The following is a 16,851-nucleotide window of genomic DNA, read 5'->3' as shown; positions in this document are numbered from 1 at the left end:
ATATACATATTAGGAAACATATAATCAAACATTAAAAGTACATTATTACATATTTAGTAATAAGTGTTTTGACAACAGGTTCTTTATTCCTATATGATTCTTTTTGTTAATAAAAAGATTTTCAGGGGGAAGTTATGAAAAAGAGAATTTTTAGTCATTTAAGTTTATTTTTATCAGTTTTGTTTGTAGCAGTATCCGTACTTACAGCTTTACCAACAGCAACACAAGCAGCTACACCACCAGTAACATGGGATAACGGTTCTTTAACAGCAACTCTTAATAGTAGTAAACAAATTTTTCAAGCTAATATTGGAAAAAATTCAGGCAAATGGTATTGGGAAGTTACTATAGACAACGATACTGCAGATACTTCAGCAGTAAGAGTTTTTGTTGGAATTTCAAATTTGGCAAAAAATAAAGTAGTTCGTTATAATGGAAATACTGGAAAAATTCATGCCACTACTATAAAACCATATGGCACAACATTTAATGTAAAAGATGTAATTTCTGTTGCTTTAGATGCAGATAATAACACAATTGAATTCTTTAAAAATAAAGTAAGCCAAGGAGTATATTCGTATACTGCTGATGTTACTAATCCAGTTTATGCAGAAATAGCAGTCGGAACTGTATCAGGTACTCATACTCTTACTGCAAACTTTGGAACATCAAAGTTTATAAATAGTATTCCAGCTGGATATGCTCCGTATGATGAGAATGCTATGCTTATCGGAGCATCCACTTTGAAAGCTACTGCTGGTGATGCTAAAGTTGATCTCACTTGGTCAACAGCCACGAATGCAACTAGCTACAACGTAAAACGTGCTACAGCTACAGGTGGTCCTTATACTAATGTAGCGACTAATGTAACAGGTAATACGTATTACACAGATACAACTGCTGTTAATGGCACTCCTTACTTCTATGTAGTAACAGGCTTAAACGGTACTACTGAAGGTGCTGTGTCTAATGAAGTAACAGCTACACCAATCGCAGCAGTGAAGCCTAATGAACAAGCAACACTTGATGTTACGATCGACAAAGAAAAAGTTAAAGTTGGCGAAGATTTTATTGCTGATTTATCTTTGAAAAAAGCAACAAATATTTATGCAGAAGATTTTGTTGTGAACTATGACTCTACATTAATGGAATACTTGGGCGCTACTGAAGTTCCAGGTTATAAAGTCTATAATGAAACAAACGATAAAAAAGGAACGCTTCGCTTTATCGTAGCTAGCCAAGGTAAAAACTATGGTATTTCCGCAGATACTGTATTTTTGAAATTGAAATTTAAAGCTATTGCTGTCGGAACAGGTAAAGTTGATTCACTATCTGGTCGTATCGCAGATACGGATAACGAATATGATATCGCTCCTGCTAACGCTTTAGAAGATACGATTTTAATTGAAAAGCCAGCTTTTTTGGACGTGAATAGATCTGGTTCTTATACGCTTCTAGATCTATCTATTGATGCATTCTACTTCGGTCAAAATGCAGCAGACACGGATAAAACATTGCATGATGCAGATCAAACGGAAGATGCTAAAGTTGGTGATGATGACCTTGTCTATATTGTTGGTCAAATCTTAACTAACCCTGATTATACACCTAACAAATAATTCGTTTTTAAATCAATAGGCATGAGACACTTTCTACCACAGAAAGGATCTCATGCCTATTTTTTACTTCTACTTCTACTTCTACTTCTACTTCTACTTCTACTTCTACTTCTACTTCTACTTCTACTTCTACTTCTACTTCTACTTCTACAAATATTATTATCTATCTTTAAACATAAAAAAGGAACAGCAGCTGCTGATCCTTTTGTTGTATGTACCTATGATCTTACTTATTCTATTCATTCTTATATGGCGGAGAGAGAGGGATTCGAACCCTCGCACCGCTAACGCAGTCTAACCCCTTAGCAGAGGGTCCCCTTATAGCCACTTGGGTATCTCTCCATTGGCTCCCCGAACAGGACTCGAACCTGTGACAACTCGATTAACAGTCGAGTGCTCTACCAACTGAGCTATCAGGGAATATCTAAAAAGAATAATATAGGTAGTACAAGAAATAATTTACCATGATTCCTGAGGCAAGTCAAGCTGTTCCAATGTTAATTTACCACTGCATTTGCCACAACGATATTTGTCTGGATTCATTTTACGTTTGCGTAAATACTGAGTCTGACAAGCGGTACATAATAACTTATAACGATACAGTTCTTTTCGTTTTTGTTGCTCGATCGCTGGTGGAGCCTGACAGTATCGGCTTCCACCCACACGTTTGAGCCAGTATTTAAACTCTGCATCCCGGTGACGATAGCCCATACCATGAATATGTAGATGATAATGACACAACTCGTGTTTGATAATGCGTTCCACTTCTTCTATACCAAATGCTTCTAGTTGATGTGGGTTGATCTCTATATGATGACTTCTCAAAAAATAACGTCCACCTGTAGTACGTAATCTAGCGTTGAATACAGCACGATGTCGAAAAGGCCATTCGAAATGTTCCAGCGAAAGTTGTTCTACCCAAGTTTGTAATTCTTCGTTCGTCATGGACACTATTGCTCTCCTTTGTATCGGTTTCACTCTGTATAACTATCCTTTTACTTCATTCGATTGTTGCCGTTAATCTATATTTACTATAAATATAATCTCTTCTCTTGAATTTTAACTTTATTCTAAGCTACACTTCAAGTATAAATTATATAACCTATTTGATATTTAAAGGAGAATCTACTCATGACTGCTACAAACATGCGTTATGTGCTATTGCAACAAGATTCACAACTTTCTTATATAGAAATGCCTGCTGACTATGCCTACCAATTAAGTGCGCTTAACCTCAGACTACATAAAGAAATCAGTAAATTAACAGCTGAAGATATTCCTTCTTTGCCTCGTGCGATTGCTGAATGTGACCAGCTAGAATTATTAGACGAGACCGCTTCGATTACAGGTGGATTGGACTACATTAATGAATTGGAACGTTCTTTTGCTATGCTCAAAGAAAATCATTATCCTTTAATCTCATTATTAACAGAAATTCGGGCACTGCAAGCACAATTAGAACAATGGTATGAAGAATACAAAGAATCTCAAGCTTAACGATTTCTTTTCAATCATAATCTCTCTATAGCAAAAAGCGTACACTTTTCGAACAATAATTCGAAGAATGTACGCTTTTTAAATTATCTTTATGCTTGAGCAGCTTCATCCGCAGAGGACTTGCGCATCGTCAAGCCTACACGACCTTTTTTATGATCGATATTCAGAACCCATACTGTTACATTATCCCCGATAGATACCACATCCATCGGATGCTTCACAAAGCTGTTACTTAATTGTGAAATGTGTACCAATCCATCGTTTTTGATACCAATATCAACAAAGGCACCAAAATCAATAACATTACGAACCGTTCCTTGTAGTTCCATCCCTGGTGATAGATCTTCAATTTTCAACACATCGGTGCGGAAAATAGGCAATGGCAATTCGTCACGCGGATCACGCCCTGGACGTTGTAAACTATCCAAAATATCACGTAATGTTGGAACACCAATATCCAATGTTTCTGAAGCTTGCTCTACATCGACATTAGATAATGCTTCTACTGCTTCAGGTGTACCTAATTGCTCGGGTGTAATTTTTAACGATTTAAGTAATTTCGTTGTAGCTGCATAAGACTCTGGATGAATCGATGTGTAATCGAGTGGATTTTCGCCACCATTGATTCGTAAAAAGCCCACACATTGCTGTAGCGACTTCGCACCCAAACGTGGTACTTTTTGCAGTTGTTTGCGACTTGTAAATTTACCATTTTCTTCACGGTATTTTACGATGTTTTTGGCAATCGTTGCATTAACGCCTGCTACATACGATAAGAGCGATGGAGAAGCTGTATTCACATCTACCCCAACATGGTTAACTGCGGACTCTACAACGGCTTTTAGACTGCTCTCCAGATGTTTTTGAGAGACATCATGCTGGTATTGTCCTACACCGATTGCTTTTGGATCGATTTTGACCAATTCAGCTAATGGATCTTGAACACGACGAGCGATAGAAGCTGCACTACGCTGAGCTACATCCAGATCAGGGAATTCTTCTTGAGCGAGTTTGGAAGCGGAATATACACTTGCTCCTGCTTCACTAACAATTAAATACGATAGTTCTTGATCTGTAATCTCTTGAATCAATTCAGCGACAAACTGTTCAGATTCACGAGAAGCGGTTCCGTTACCAATAACGATCAATTCAATATCATACTGCTTGATCATACGGCGGAATATGTCAGCAGCTTCACGTTTTTTGTTATGTGGTGGAGTTGGATACGTTACTTCAACTTCAAGTAATTTACCTGTACCATCTACTGCTGCTAATTTACAACCTGTCCGGTAAGCTGGATCGACACCAAGTACACGTTTTTCTTTGATCGGTGCTTGTAGCAAGAGATTGCGAAGATTACCAGCGAAAATAGAGATGGCTTGCTGATCACCTTTTTCTGTTAATTCTGCACGTACTTCACGTTCAATCGATGGCGCAATCAGACGTTTGTAAGCATCTTCGATCACATTGATCAATAAATCGCGAACAGCAGAAGAACCTTTAACAACCTGCTTTTCCATATACCGATGAATAGATTCCGGTTGAACTTCCAGTTGTACTTTTAAAATATTTTCACGTTCTCCACGATTGATCGCTAAGATACGGTGAGGTGGCATTTTTTTAGCTAATTCACGATAGCTATAATACATTTCATATACAGACTCTTCCGTAGGCGCTTTGGCTTCTGTAACCAGCATCCCTTGATCAAGTGTGTATCTTCTAATCCATGTACGCAGATTCGCATCATCCGATAGACTTTCTGCAATAATATCCATAGCGCCTTGTAGAGCTTGGTTCGCATCTTCTACACCTTTGTCAGCATCTACGTAACGTTCTGCTTCCACGAGTGGTGCAGGGCTTGCGTGTTGCTCCATTATCCAATTGGACAGTGGCTCTAACCCTTTTTCTTTGGCAACACTTGCACGTGTTTTGCGCTTTTGACGATACGGACGGTATAAATCTTCAACCACTTGTAATTTAGCTGCACTTTGAATAGCAGTCGCTAACTCTTCGGTTAATTTATCTTGTTCACTAATAATCCGTAGCACTTCATCTTTACGTTCTTGCAAATTACGCAAATATTGATGACGTTCTTCGATATCTCGCAATTCATTTTCATCTAGCTCGCCGGTCATTTCTTTACGATAACGTGCAATAAATGGAATCGTATTGCCTTCTGACAATAAATCAATCGTTGTGCGAATTTGTTTTAATGAAATTTGTAATTCGCTTGCGATTTGTTTAATAATTTGTTCACGAACTTGCTGTTCGGTGACTTTGGCTTGTTCTTCTGTGATTACTTTTTGTTCAGACAAATCCTATCCCTCTTTCTCTTCTCCCTTACAACGGAGATTCCTCGCATCATACTTTTATTATCTCAGACAATGTCTTTGATTTCCACCTGAATACAAAAAAACCCGGTGATAGCACCGGGTTGAAATTGCAAGTTAGGCTTAAAATTCAACTAAGCCTAAACTGATCTGGAGCGCATCATGTACACGACGCATGGTTTCTTCATCCAGATGTGTAATCTTATCAGTTAGACGCTGTTTATCAATAGTTCGAATCTGTTCCAGCAAAATAACGGAATCTCTGTCAAACCCATGAGATTTAGCGTCGATCTCTACATGTGTTGGCAATTTGGCTTTTTGAATCTGTGCTGTAATTGCCGCCACAATAACCGTTGGACTGAAACGGTTGCCGATATCATTCTGGATAACCAGAACCGGCCTCACGCCGCCCTGTTCGGAGCCGACGACGGGCGATAAATCTGCAAAAAATACATCGCCACGTTTTACGATCAATGTCTACACCCCGCTAACTAAACGGTCCAGAGTGATGTCCGCCTCTTCCTCCGCATGAAAAGCTTCGCAAGCGATTCTCAGATTGATCTTAGCCATTTCCATATATCCACGCTGCATCGCTTCACGGATATACCGCTTTTTGCGTTCAGTGAGATAAATTTTGGTGGCTTTTCTGATTAATTCACTGCGATCGGAATCTTCTAAAGCTGCGATACCATCCACTTCTTGCAGAAGTTGATCCGGCAAACGGATCATAATGCTCTGCGCATTTTGCATGTTGTCCAACTGTCAAGCACCCCCAAAACCTTTTCCAGCTCTACCCCTATAGCGGCTGTATTGGTATCTTTTGTGCACGAATCTAACTTTCTGGTCTTTGCGACACATACGACATATGAGGCAAGTTTGCTGCCATCATTATAAACCAGATCATACGTGTGCGTACAGACCTTTCTTGATACTTATGTAAGATTCGCTGTAAATATTCGGTTTCCTTCTGATTCACAAAATTAATTTGTAAAATGTGTAAGGGGATTCCAAAGGGTGACAATGGCATTATTCCGGTAGTATGCACGAGGCACTCTAGCGGCAATCATACAAACGATTTCATAGTGAATTGTACCGAGCTTAGATGCCAGCTCATCAGCAGTAATGACAGCATCATGCTGTCTGCCAATTAAGACAACCTCTTCGCCGATTTGGATTTCTTCTGCTTCTTCAGCAAAAGATTTAAGTGATACCATGCACTGGTCCATACAAATCGTTCCTACTACAGGGACACGGCGACCACGAATTAACACTTCCGCCACTCCCGTTAACATTCGAGAATAACCGTCCGCATAACCGATAGGAAGTGTCGCAATATATTCATCACTTTCAGTAACATATTTCCCGCCATAACTTACTTTAGAATGATCAGGAAGTTGTTTGACGTATGTTACTTCAGTTTTGAGCGTCAGTACTGGAGTTAATTCTATCGCCTGTTTGTTCACTTCAGCTGAAGGATACAGCCCATACAATGCAATACCTATCCGAACCATCTGAGGCGATAATTCAGGAGTATCAATAGCGGTAGCACTGTTCCCCGTATGTATGATAGGGATAGAATAACCCAGTTCACGTAATTGCACGTTAACCTGTTGAAAACGTTCGTATTGTTCCAATGTATAACTTTTGTCAAACTCATCCGCCTTGGCAAAATGGGTAAACATTCCTTCGATCTCAAGCTGTGGCACTTTGAAAGCTCTAGTAATAAAATCAACTGCCACATTAGTCAAAAGACCGATTCTTCCCATTCCGCTGTCGATCTTGATATGAGCTTTAAGCTTGCGTTCGGAAGAATCAAGCACAAGTCCAGCTATCGCTTCAAGTACATCTTCCGTGAATACATTAAGAGTAATATCATATTCATAAGCAGCAGATATACCTGCCGGTCCGGTATAGCCCAGAACAAGAATAGGCATACGTATACCTTGCTGACGCAGCTCAATCGCTTCATCCAAAAATGCCACACTCAAATAGTCCGTACCTAATCGTTCCAATTCTCGTGAAATTTCAACTGCTCCGTGTCCGTAGGCATTACCTTTAACACAACATAGCAATTGAGTCTGTGGAGATAAAGCTCCACGAAAAGCTTCGTAGTTGGTACGTAATGCATCCAAGTTAATGTCTGCTCTCGTTGCTCGATACTGTTGCACTTGCAGTCACCTTCTAATCCGTTTTTGCCTATAAAGGGCAATAAATATATGTTAATGCGGAAGTAAGATAACTGTCAATTACACTTGGATACATTAACAAGGCGAATATTAAAAAAGACGATGTTCCGTAGTGCAGTTGCGCCTTGCGGTTTCGTCTTATATCGTAGTATTTACCCGCTTCAAGGTCGATAGAAGCGGGATTTTGAGTATTTTGTAAATTTACATTTAAAATTAAAACTTTTTCATTTTTTATTCATACACAACGGTGTTACCGCAATATTCACAATCTTTCTTTTCATGCGGTGCAATCGTATAAATCGCTCCACAACCGGAACAATCTACCTTTTTAGGCTGAAGATTAGGAGCAGGAGGTTGTGTTGTTGATGCATTCATGGACTGATGACGTTGTTGCTGTTGCGTATTTGTGAAAATAAAGATGAACGCAAAAAAAGAGCCATTAATGGCTCTTTCTGGGATTAAGATACAGCTTTACATTTGTTGTTGGACTTATTTTTATCACGTTCTTTGACACGACATTCTGTGCATATGCCCTGAAAATCAAGACGATGATCGGTGACAGTGAAACCATATTCTCGTTCAATCCGTTTCTCAAGTGGCAATAACCAGTCATCCATAATTTCTTCCACATTCCCGCATTCGGTACAGATTAAATGATGATGTAAATGGGGGCTATTCGCTTGACGAAGGTCAAATCGAGCGGCTCCATCGCCAAAATTCACTTTTTGTACAACATGCAGTTCGTTCAAAAGATCCAGTACACGGTACACCGTCGCCATGCCGATTTCTGGAAATTGTTCTTTCACTAATAAAAATACTTCTTCTGCACTTAAATGATCTTTTTCATGTTGGAGTAATACCCGAATAGTCGTTTCACGTTGAGGTGTCAGTTTATACCCTTTTGATTTTAAGCGCTCTTTAATCCGGTTCAATTGTTCTGTCAGTATCATTATGTGTTCACACCTTCCGGTTAAATTTGCAAGATATCTACAGATTCTAAGATGAGCATAATCTGATTTTCACGATAAATCTATATGTTCTAGCACAACTTATTATGAAATTATTAGAATACGATATGAATATGCAGTATTTATACTTAGAATAATTATAATTCTATAATAACTAAAATGTAGCACTCTTGTAAAGCATATTGGATAAAAAAGTAAATTTATCATATAAAAAAACGTCAATGAAAAAAGAGAGAATTTAAAATGTATTCTCATCCTTTTTTTGACGTTATACTAATGAACGATTTTATTTCTATCGTTGTCATTTATACATAAGTCTGAAGCTGAAGACGAGCATCCAGATCTTGTATAACTTTTTGCAATCCATTTACAGTAATTGTAGATTGAATACCATATTTAGCTTCGATCTGGCGTACTGATTCTAACGGATATTGTTGCTCGACGATAAAATCAATAGAAGCTGCCGGTACACCTAGCTTTTGCCCGAGCGATGTACTCAGTATGTATTTAACTACGTAAGGTGGAACAGATAAAATAGGTTGAGGAGCATTCAATTCTAAACTGATCTGCTTCACCAATTGCTTGATATTATAGGTATGTTCAGGACGATTTAATAAATAGTATGCTTGCATATGAGGTAATTGTGAATGTTGCTCTTCCAATAATAAACAAATCAGAAAATCAGCAATATAATCAACATGGACTAAAGGTAACCAGTGACGTTTTCCACCCGGTACAATACGCATCTTTCCTTTACGTACCGCATCGACTACAATTCCAAGTCCTCCTAATTGCGGTGTAGTGCCTGTTATCGAATCTCCAATCACGACTCCTGGATGAATAATGGATAATGGAAATCGATGCTGGAATGATTGCTGACGAATATAAGCATCGGCTTTGAACTTCATCTGTTCATAAGGAGCTTCATGTTGTAATAATTGATCCAATCGTTCTGGAAACTGGATATGTTCTTCAGTGACCGGACTTTTATAACCTACAATATGAATAAATTGCTTTAAAGAATGAGCTTGATGAATCTCGCTCGCTAACTCTGCAATATGGATAGCCCCTTGCATAAAAGCAGAATGCGCTTGATCGGAATGAAGTAAAATATCCATCGGCCCACCTGCATGAATAATCGTATCTGCCTCCATCGCTAGTTCCCAATCTTCATTAGACAAACCTAAGTGCGGTAATCCAAGATCGCCTTCTATCGCGATAACTGACGAACTATCTTTCCACTTCTGTAATGTCTTCCACTCTTTCCATCGTTGTAAAGAACGAACCAGTACAATGATGCGATAATCGGTTGCCAAACATTTTTCCAATAGTGCCTTGCCAATAAACCCTGTTGCACCTGTCAAAAATAAAGTATGCATATTCGTCTCCTCATCAATATCTATTTATTTTTAATTTAGTACCGATCTGTACTAATATATTCAAAAAAATTACTTCAGCATGGCTGCCAAAGCAAAAAGTGAGGATCGAATCATTTGCGGGTTCTGATGAACATGACCTAAAAATAGTCCTCCTTCTATAGTAGATACGATTAATGAGGCAACAGCAGGCGGTTGCAAAGACTCATTAAATTCCTTACGCTGTATCCCTTCAATAATCAATTGTTCGACCACGATCACTTGCTGTTCAAAAAACTGCTTGATCGCATTGCGGATATGTTCTGCTTCTATAGGAGTCTGTGTGTACAATGTTAAAAATGGACAGCCTCCCAAACAATCGACTTCTTCCATGATTAGAAGCTCCGTAAATCGTTGTAGACGTTCCCATACCGATTGATCATGCTGAGCAGCAATCTGTGTAATCTTCTCTGTATATTGTGTGATCAGTTGATGAATAATAGCTGCTAACAGTTCTTCTTTACTTGCAAAATGATAATAAATATTCGTTTTAGAAACTTTGCTTACTGCTACGATCTCATCCATACCTGTTGCTAAATATCCTTTTTGTAAAAACAATTCCGTTGACAACTGTAAAATGAGATCACGATTTGAGGTTTTATTTTTTTTAATCATAATTAGTACTGTACGGTACTAATCTTAATATTGTCAACTGTTATTGCTTTGTACAGGTCTATCATTTATATATTTATTTTAGTTAATGTTTATGTTAATTATTAATATTATTATTGACTGGGTAAAAAATATATGCTACATTTGCTTTGTTAAATTATGCAAGAAGTATCCAAATGAAGCGTTATCATTATTGATGATGGATTAAAGAAAGGATGAATATTATTGTCACAGTCTAACCTTAAAGCCAAAATGGTCGTGGATAAAGCTTTTCGTATCGCTGAAGTTGATAAACGCATTTATGGTTCCTTTATCGAGCACTTAGGTCGTGCCGTATATGGTGGTATATATGATCCTTCTCATGCGTCCGCAGATGAAAGCGGTTTCCGTAATGATGTCAAACAATTGATACAAGAGCTACAAGTGCCTATTATTCGTTATCCTGGCGGTAATTTTGTATCCGGTTACAATTGGGAAGATGGCGTTGGACCTGTTGAATCTAGACCGAAGCGCCTAGAGTTAGCATGGAAAACGGTTGAGCCTAACGAAGTGGGTACCAATGAATTTATGAAATGGGCAAAAGAAGCCGGTTCCGAGGTCATGATGGCTGTCAATTTGGGAACACGTGGTATTGATGCTGCTCGTAATCTAATCGAGTACTGTAATCACCCAGGCAATTCTTATTACAGCGATCTACGTAAACAACATGGTGCAAGCGATCCTTACAATATCAAAACATGGTGTCTTGGTAATGAAATGGATGGTCCTTGGCAAATTGGTCACAAAACAGCGGACGAGTACGGTAGATTAGCACTTGAAACGGCTAAAGCAATGCGTCAGGTCGATTCAAGTATTGAATTGGTGGCTTGCGGAAGTTCCAATACAGGCATGCCTACATTCCCAGAATGGGAAGCAACAACACTGGATCATACGTACGAAGCAGTAGATTATATTTCTCTTCATCAATATTATGGTAACCCTACTAATAATACTGCTGATTATCTAGCTCGCTCGATGGATATGGATCATTTTATTCATACTGTTATCTCTACATGTGATTACATCAAAGCCAAAAAACGCAGCAAAAAAACAATGAATTTGAGCTTTGATGAATGGAATGTATGGTATCACTCCAATGAAGCAGATAGCAAAATGGACCCTTGGAGTATTGCTCCACCACAATTGGAAGATGTGTATAACTTTGAAGATGCTTTGTTAGTCGGCAGTATGTTACTTACTTTCTTGCGTCATGCTGATCGTGTGAAAATGGCTTGTCTGGCTCAATTGGTCAACGTTATCGCTCCGATTATGACAGAAGATGGCGGACGTGTATGGAAGCAAACGATTTTCTATCCATATATGCACACTTCTACTTTCGGACGTGGGGTATCCCTCAAGCCTGTTGTTGATTCTCCTAAGTATGATGCTAGTGATTACACCGATGTTCCTTACTTAGATAGTGCTGTTGTATATGATGAGGAAAATGAATACTTAACGATCTTTGCTTTGAACCGTCATTTGAGCGAATCATTAGACTTGAACTGTGATGTGCGTTCTTTTGAAGGCTATCAGATCGAAGAACATATTGTACTTGAAAATGATGATCTTAAAGCAGTCAACACAGCAGATGAAGAAAAAGTGGCTCCACATCGCGGAGGTCAATCTCAATTAGATGATGGAATGTTAACCGCTCGCCTTGCTAAAGCTTCATGGAACGTTATTCGTCTTCGTAAAGCGTAAGCTTCGCCTTATTGTATAACAATCAATACGATTTGGGTTGGAATATGTACAGTGGTCTATGTATTACTTTTTTGAAATTTAAGGGGAGGTTTAAACTATGTTGCGTCAAAAAAGTTGGCTGATTGTCTTGGCGAGTGTGTTGATGTTGTCTTTGGTACTTGCAGGCTGTGGAGGTTCCAAAAAAAATTCAGATCCTAATCAATTAACATTTATGTTCCGTGGTGGACCGGATGAGCAAAAAGCATATAATGCGGTTGTCGAGGAATTTAAAAAAGATAATCCGGGTGTAACGGTTAAAGTGATTCAGACAACAGGTGATCAGTATGCTACTAAATTACAAGCGGCGATTACAGGAAACAGTATTCCTGATGTATTCTTCTACAATCCTGCTGATCTGAAAGCATACGTAAATAGCAACATCTTATTAGACATTAGCAAGTATATCGAAAACAACAAAGAAGTTGACCTGAAAAACATGTGGGCAGATGGCGTGAATTTCTATCGCTACGATGGTAAAGAAGTGGGCAAAGGCGCACTATACGGACTGCCTAAAGATTTGGGTCCTTTCTCCCTCGGCTATAACAAAACCATGTTTGAAAAAGCAGGCATCCCTCTGCCGGACAAAAACAAACCTTATACATGGGATGAATTTATCAAAGTCAATCAAGAGCTAACGAAAGATACCGATGGTGATGGCAAATTAGATCAATTCGGTACTGGACTGAACGTACAATGGGCGCTTCAAGCGTTCGTATGGAGTAATGGCGCTGATTGGATTGATAGCACACATACTAAAGTAACTATCGATGAACCTAAATTTATCGAAGCTCTACAATTCTTTGCAGATATGCAGAACAAATACAAAATCACCCCTGCGATTGAGCAAGCACAAACACTAGATACTTACCAACGTTGGATGAGAGGCGAACTTGCATTCTTCCCGGTTGGACCTTGGGATCTAAGCACGTATGATCGTGAATTGAAATTTGATTATGATCTTATTCCTTACCCAGCAGGTTCTACAGGCAAAACAGCAACATGGATCGGTAGTCTAGGTATCGGTGTATCCAGTAAAACAGCTAATCCTGAACTAGCTGCTAAATTAGTGACTTATTTGTCCGCTTCTAAAGAAGGACAAGAAGCATTGGTGAAATCTGGCGTACAGATTCCGAACTTACAAGATATGGCGAAAACATGGGCTGCTGATACATCTACTAAACCAGCCAACAAAGAAGAATTCATTAAAATCGTAACTGAATATGGCAGACCGTTGCCAGGTCAATATACGTACAATGCAGAATGGTATGACCTATTCTTCACTGATGTTCAACCCGTTATTGATGGTAAAATGTCGGCTGCTGATTATGTCAAACAAGAACAGCCTAAAATGCAAAAACTACTCGATCGTGCCGTCGAGCAGGATGAAAAATCTAAAAAATAAGTTTTAAATCTTCCACTAAATGAGAGCCATTTTGAGAATGGTGAAAATGATGTTAGCTTTCCCTAAATCCAAATGGGACTAACATCATTTTCATTCCAGATGAATTAGGGGTGAATTATGAAAACCAAATCTAATCTGTATCGTAAAGAAAAATATTTTGGTTATTTGTTTATTTTGCCACCCGTTGTCGGTTTCTTACTGTTCACACTTTACCCTGCCTTATATTCGGTATATGGATCATTTACCGATTGGAACGGACTTGGACAGATGAACTTTATCGGGTTGGATAACTTCAAAGATATTTTGACAGATGATTTCTTTTACAAATCAATGTTTAACACTTTATTCTTAATGATCGGTATTCCGATTGGATTGGTTATTTCTTTACTACTAGCATTAGGTCTAAATCGTAAAATTCCGGGTACCACTACATTCCGCGTGATCTATTATGTACCGGTTATCTCTTCACTCGCTGCAATCTCTATCTTGTGGCAGTGGGCATATAACGGCGATTATGGACTGGTCAATCAATTCCTTGATCTATTTGGAATCAAAGGCCCTAACTGGCTTGCAAATACAGCTACAGTCAAACCAGCCTTGATTATTATGACGATCTGGAAAGGTCTTGGTTACTCCATGCTTCTTTATCTAGCTGCTCTACAAAGTGTATCTCGTAGCTACTATGAAGCAGCTGAATTAGATGGCGCAAGTGGATTCAAGATGTTCCGTCATATTACATGGCCGATGGTTAAACCAGTTACTTTCTTCCTTGTGGTTACGAATATTATCGGAGGATCTCAGATCTTCACCGAGATTAATATTATGACACCTACAGGCGGACCTGAGTTCTCCTCAGCTACAATCGTATTCTACATCTGGCAGAAAGCTTTTGATAACTTACAAATGGGCTATGCTTCGGCAATGGCTGTTATTTTAGGACTATTTATCTTTATTATTACATTGGTTCAGTTCAAAATGAATGAGCGTTCCAGCTTTGATGTCGATTGATTACTAGCTCGAAAGGAGTGACTACAGAATGGTTCATACTAAGCAACAAAAGATAAGTAATGCGTTCATTTTTGTTTTACTCTGCATCGGAGCTATCGTGATGATCGCTCCATTGCTCTGGATGGTCTCTACTTCATTTAAAGACAGACAAGATGTATTTGCTCTTCCACCGAACTGGATTCCTGCTGTGTTCCACTTTAATAAATATCAGGAAATTTGGACAGCGGGTCCATTATTAAGCGGTATTATCAACAGTCTGATTGTGGCGCTTACTGTAACCATTATCGGTACGATTACATCTAGCTTAGCCGCTTTCGCTTTTGCTAAATTACGTTTTCCTTACAAAAATCAAATCTTTTTACTATTGCTTTCTTCGATGATGATTCCGTATCCAGCTGTTATGATCTCTCAATTCATTATGTTCTCTGAATGGGGATGGGTCGATACACTATTACCGCTGATTGTACCGGGGTTATTCGGTAATATTATTATGATCTTCTTCTTGAGACAGTATCTGTACAGTATTCCAAATGCAATCATTGAAGCTGCCAAAATCGATGGAACTTCTTACTTCGGCATTTATGCCCGTATTATTTTCCCATTGATCAAACCAGCGATTGCAGCTCAGTTAATTCTGTGGTTTATGGGGATCTGGAATGATTACTTACCTCCTATTCTGTATCTGAACTCTCCTGAAATTCAGACACTACAGATCGTTATTGCTAACTTTAATGCTAACTATGCGATCCAAAGTGATTATCCATTAATCATGGCGGCATCTGTAGTATCGTTGTTACCGATCTTGATTATTTTCTTGATCTTCCAGCGTCAAATTATCGAGTCTGTCGCTATTTCAGGTGTAAAAGGATAATCAACTGCACTCTATCCCTTTTTTACTTTTATCTAAATCTTATCCAAAAACTAAACCATACCAAAAAACGGCTAGAGATTATTCTCTTAGCCGTTTTTTGGTATGCACTGCATTAAGATTGTGATTCTGCTTCACGTGCACTAGCATTAGCAGAATGAATTAATTTGTCATAATACAACCGGAATACGATATCCTGATTATAGTTACCAAATCCTCTACCGAACAGTGTTAACCCGCCGACATGCTCAGACGAAGGATCGACTGCGATACGTAATGTCCACTGACGATCGCGTACATTGACCTGATCCAGATTCACATCAGATAATTTCTGCCCATCCATATATGTACCATCTCTAGATACAGTCAGATGTTTGAGTAGTCCATATTGATTGACAATATCCGGCCACCATTGCGGATTGTACTTACCACGCTTGTCTCCATAATCACCCGGACTTGTCCACGTTCCTAATTTCACTTCATTCAAATAGAAAGTAATGTCTGAAGGAAAACGATTATCTGTCAAAGGCGCTTCTGACGAAATCTCAAGCGATACTAACAATTCTAATGGATTTTCGGTAGACAGCAAAAAGTTAGGAATTTTATATTCAATAAATCCTTCACTAAACCACAGAATTTTGGCTTGAAAACGTTCAGCATCGAAAAAATAACGAGTATCGTCTACTTGCCCGATAAACTTTTCAGCTGAAGCTAAGCCACAAGTTGGTTCTACTTTGAGGTCTGTATAATGTCCGATCGAAATTTCACTTTCATGGTATTGACGTAAATGCTCTACTTTATTAGGAAAAATAATTTGTGCTTCTTCCACTTGAAGTGAACATATTTTTTGTACGCCCCCTTTACCGGGTTGCATACTGGTTGAAATAATTCCTGCTTTCTCTAGCTTTTTGACATGCATAGAGACGATGGCACTGGTTAAACTTACTGCTTCCGCTAATTCACGAATATTCATAGGTCGTATAGCAAGTAATTGAATGATTTTGTGCCTTACACTGCTTGCGAGTGCTTCATACACAGGCAATGATTTATCCGAAATATCCAGATTCATATTCAGGCTCCTCCAATACCAAATGTGTGTAACGTAAACCAATACCTTTCCACTATATCGTTATGTTAATAAAAATACAAACGTTATTCTATTTATGT

General features: G+C 38.6%; 15 protein-coding genes and 2 tRNA genes. 6 read left to right on the top strand and 11 right to left on the bottom strand.

Going from position 1 to position 16,851, the window contains the following annotated elements:
* The first annotated feature begins 134 nt into the window (after positions 1-134).
* Positions 135-1,619, top strand: a complete 1,485-nt coding sequence (locus PO903_RS11320; RefSeq protein ID WP_273593462.1) for a cohesin domain-containing protein — start codon at positions 135-137, stop codon at positions 1,617-1,619.
* Between the two features lie 250 nt (positions 1,620-1,869).
* On the opposite strand, the gene PO903_RS11315 is transcribed toward PO903_RS11320, so the two are convergent.
* From PO903_RS11315 to PO903_RS11305, 3 genes are all read right to left on the bottom strand, one after another.
* Positions 1,870-1,961 (bottom strand) — tRNA-Ser (locus PO903_RS11315).
* Between the two features lie 2 nt (positions 1,962-1,963).
* Positions 1,964-2,039 (bottom strand) — tRNA-Asn (locus tag PO903_RS11310).
* A 39-nt stretch (positions 2,040-2,078) separates the two neighbouring features.
* The gene (locus tag PO903_RS11305; RefSeq protein ID WP_273593461.1) at positions 2,079-2,564 is read right to left on the bottom strand and encodes a SprT family protein; all 486 of its coding nucleotides are present in this window, start codon (positions 2,562-2,564) and stop codon (positions 2,079-2,081) included.
* Between the two features lie 186 nt (positions 2,565-2,750).
* Between PO903_RS11305 and PO903_RS11300 the strand changes: the two genes are divergently transcribed.
* A complete protein-coding gene (locus PO903_RS11300; RefSeq protein WP_273593460.1) occupies positions 2,751-3,116 on the top strand; it encodes a hydrolase/acyltransferase in 366 nt (121 codons plus the stop codon).
* Positions 3,117-3,205: 89 nt separating this feature from the next.
* Here the strand turns inward: PO903_RS11300 and PO903_RS11295 are convergent, their stop codons facing one another.
* The 7 genes from PO903_RS11295 to PO903_RS11265 form a co-directional block, all read right to left on the bottom strand.
* Positions 3,206-5,431 carry a Tex family protein gene (locus PO903_RS11295; RefSeq protein ID WP_273593459.1) on the bottom strand — a complete coding sequence of 742 codons (2,226 nt, stop codon included), beginning with the start codon at positions 5,429-5,431 and terminating at the stop codon, positions 3,206-3,208.
* 138 nt (positions 5,432-5,569) lie between these two features.
* Positions 5,570-5,920, bottom strand: a complete 351-nt coding sequence (locus PO903_RS11290; protein ID WP_069326106.1) for a type II toxin-antitoxin system PemK/MazF family toxin — start codon at positions 5,918-5,920, stop codon at positions 5,570-5,572.
* 3 nt (positions 5,921-5,923) lie between these two features.
* Complete coding sequence (locus tag PO903_RS11285) at positions 5,924-6,205, bottom strand: CopG family ribbon-helix-helix protein (RefSeq protein WP_069326107.1); 282 nt, start codon at positions 6,203-6,205, stop codon at positions 5,924-5,926.
* A gap of 221 nt (positions 6,206-6,426) precedes the next feature.
* Positions 6,427-7,614, bottom strand: a complete 1,188-nt coding sequence (alr, locus tag PO903_RS11280) for an alanine racemase (RefSeq protein ID WP_069326108.1) — start codon at positions 7,612-7,614, stop codon at positions 6,427-6,429.
* A 476-nt stretch (positions 7,615-8,090) separates the two neighbouring features.
* Positions 8,091-8,576 (bottom strand): ferric iron uptake transcriptional regulator, encoded by a 486-nt coding sequence (fur, locus tag PO903_RS11275; protein ID WP_137222488.1) that lies wholly within the window; start codon positions 8,574-8,576, stop codon positions 8,091-8,093.
* Between the two features lie 329 nt (positions 8,577-8,905).
* The gene (locus tag PO903_RS11270) at positions 8,906-9,979 is read right to left on the bottom strand and encodes an SDR family oxidoreductase (RefSeq protein WP_273593458.1); all 1,074 of its coding nucleotides are present in this window, start codon (positions 9,977-9,979) and stop codon (positions 8,906-8,908) included.
* A 69-nt stretch (positions 9,980-10,048) separates the two neighbouring features.
* Complete coding sequence (locus tag PO903_RS11265) at positions 10,049-10,630, bottom strand: TetR/AcrR family transcriptional regulator (RefSeq protein WP_502921637.1); 582 nt, start codon at positions 10,628-10,630, stop codon at positions 10,049-10,051.
* A gap of 249 nt (positions 10,631-10,879) precedes the next feature.
* Here PO903_RS11265 and arfA point away from each other — a divergent pair, with 249 nt between their 5' ends.
* The 4 genes from arfA to PO903_RS11245 all read left to right on the top strand — a co-directional run bounded on the left by arfA (position 10,880) and on the right by PO903_RS11245 (position 15,687).
* Positions 10,880-12,367, top strand: a complete 1,488-nt coding sequence (gene arfA, locus PO903_RS11260; RefSeq protein ID WP_069326191.1) for an arabinosylfuranosidase ArfA — start codon at positions 10,880-10,882, stop codon at positions 12,365-12,367.
* Between the two features lie 97 nt (positions 12,368-12,464).
* Positions 12,465-13,808, top strand: coding sequence for an ABC transporter substrate-binding protein (locus tag PO903_RS11255; RefSeq protein WP_069326114.1), 1,344 nt, complete (start codon positions 12,465-12,467; stop codon positions 13,806-13,808).
* 117 nt (positions 13,809-13,925) lie between these two features.
* Positions 13,926-14,816: a carbohydrate ABC transporter permease gene (locus PO903_RS11250; protein ID WP_069326115.1), complete on the top strand. Its 891-nt coding sequence runs from the start codon at positions 13,926-13,928 to the stop codon at positions 14,814-14,816.
* Positions 14,817-14,844: 28 nt separating this feature from the next.
* Positions 14,845-15,687: a carbohydrate ABC transporter permease gene (locus PO903_RS11245; RefSeq protein ID WP_069326116.1), complete on the top strand. Its 843-nt coding sequence runs from the start codon at positions 14,845-14,847 to the stop codon at positions 15,685-15,687.
* A 112-nt stretch (positions 15,688-15,799) separates the two neighbouring features.
* Here the strand turns inward: PO903_RS11245 and PO903_RS11240 are convergent, their stop codons facing one another.
* Positions 15,800-16,753: an ArsR/SmtB family transcription factor gene (locus PO903_RS11240; RefSeq protein WP_069326117.1), complete on the bottom strand. Its 954-nt coding sequence runs from the start codon at positions 16,751-16,753 to the stop codon at positions 15,800-15,802.
* Positions 16,754-16,851 lie beyond the last annotated feature (98 nt).

Origin of the sequence: Paenibacillus sp. PK4536 (genome assembly GCF_028594455.2) — a bacterium.
GTDB classification, from domain to species: Bacteria; Bacillota; Bacilli; order Paenibacillales; family Paenibacillaceae; genus Saccharibacillus; species Saccharibacillus nuruki.
This window is presented reverse-complemented; position numbering and strand designations above follow the sequence as displayed.

Excerpts from the sequence above, each read along its gene's own strand:
- PO903_RS11320 (WP_273593462.1), top strand. The coding sequence starts at position 135 with ATGAAAAAGAGAATTTTTAGTCATTTAAGTTTATTTTTATCAGTTTTG.
- PO903_RS11305 (WP_273593461.1), bottom strand. The coding sequence starts at position 2,564 with ATGACGAACGAAGAATTACAAACTTGGGTAGAACAACTTTCGCTGGAA.
- PO903_RS11300 (WP_273593460.1), top strand. The coding sequence starts at position 2,751 with ATGACTGCTACAAACATGCGTTATGTGCTATTGCAACAAGATTCACAA.
- PO903_RS11270 (WP_273593458.1), bottom strand. The coding sequence starts at position 9,979 with ATGCATACTTTATTTTTGACAGGTGCAACAGGGTTTATTGGCAAGGCA.
- PO903_RS11265 (WP_502921637.1), bottom strand. The coding sequence starts at position 10,630 with ATGATTAAAAAAAATAAAACCTCAAATCGTGATCTCATTTTACAGTTG.
- arfA (WP_069326191.1), top strand. The coding sequence starts at position 10,880 with ATGGTCGTGGATAAAGCTTTTCGTATCGCTGAAGTTGATAAACGCATT.
- PO903_RS11255 (WP_069326114.1), top strand. The coding sequence starts at position 12,465 with ATGTTGCGTCAAAAAAGTTGGCTGATTGTCTTGGCGAGTGTGTTGATG.
- PO903_RS11250 (WP_069326115.1), top strand. The coding sequence starts at position 13,926 with ATGAAAACCAAATCTAATCTGTATCGTAAAGAAAAATATTTTGGTTAT.
- PO903_RS11245 (WP_069326116.1), top strand. The coding sequence starts at position 14,845 with ATGGTTCATACTAAGCAACAAAAGATAAGTAATGCGTTCATTTTTGTT.
- PO903_RS11240 (WP_069326117.1), bottom strand. The coding sequence starts at position 16,753 with ATGAATCTGGATATTTCGGATAAATCATTGCCTGTGTATGAAGCACTC.